The sequence below is a fragment of the Gemella sp. GH3 genome, from assembly GCF_013415425.1.
Taxonomy (GTDB): Bacteria; Bacillota; Bacilli; order Staphylococcales; family Gemellaceae; genus Gemelliphila.
Genome location: NZ_JACBYC010000033.1, coordinates 1 through 753 on the forward strand (window position 1 = coordinate 1; position 753 = coordinate 753).

Annotated in this window: 1 protein-coding gene; it reads left to right on the forward strand. The window is 20.6% G+C overall.

Features of this window, described 5'->3' with window-relative positions; translation table 11 throughout:
• The first annotated feature begins 201 nt into the window (after positions 1-201).
• Positions 202-354, forward strand: coding sequence for a hypothetical protein (locus HZY83_RS00985; RefSeq protein ID WP_179942254.1), 153 nt, complete (start codon positions 202-204; stop codon positions 352-354).
• The last annotated feature ends 399 nt before the right edge of the window (positions 355-753 follow it).

Consider the following 753-nt stretch of genomic DNA (forward strand, 5'->3'; position numbering starts at 1 on the left):
CTTTTAATTGTATTTTAAATTATTCTTTTAACTTATATAATTATTATAACATATTGTTGTTTCTGCGTCAATAGTTTTTATACTTTTCTATTGATTTTTTTTAATTTCTACCTTATAATAAAAATGTATTGTTAATTCAATACATCTTTTTAATTGTAAATAATCAATAAATTATAGAAATATAATTATCAATATGATTTTTTGAAAAATAGAATCAAAGATTTAGAATTACTAAAAATGTTAAAAAAACACGGTAAACTTTTTGAAATAAAAATTAATAATGATCCAAATTTATCAGAATACAAAGAGCGTTGGAATAATTATATTTTAAGGAATGATAAAGAGATTAAATAAATAAAATTTGGAACTGGGACGGGTAAAAAATCTAAAACGAGATTAAATTAGACAAATTTCTCAACATACAACAAACAAAACATCCATATTTTGAACGATCTTGAATGTAGTGAACGGTGGAAAAAGAAGAGTGGGAATAAAATAACAAGAAATCTTAAACCAAGAAACATTGATACAACTAAATTTTAGAAATTATATTTACTAAAAACAACTAAAGATATTTTGGATTGTTTCCAAAGTGTCTCAAAAAACCCCACCAAAATTTTTCAGTGGGGTTTAGTTTTGCAATGAAATTTAAAGAACTATAACATAGTTTTAAAAAATTAAAATAGTATTTTTAATAAGTTTAATATAATAAAGTCAAATGGTCTTGAATATATATATATATATATATATAAT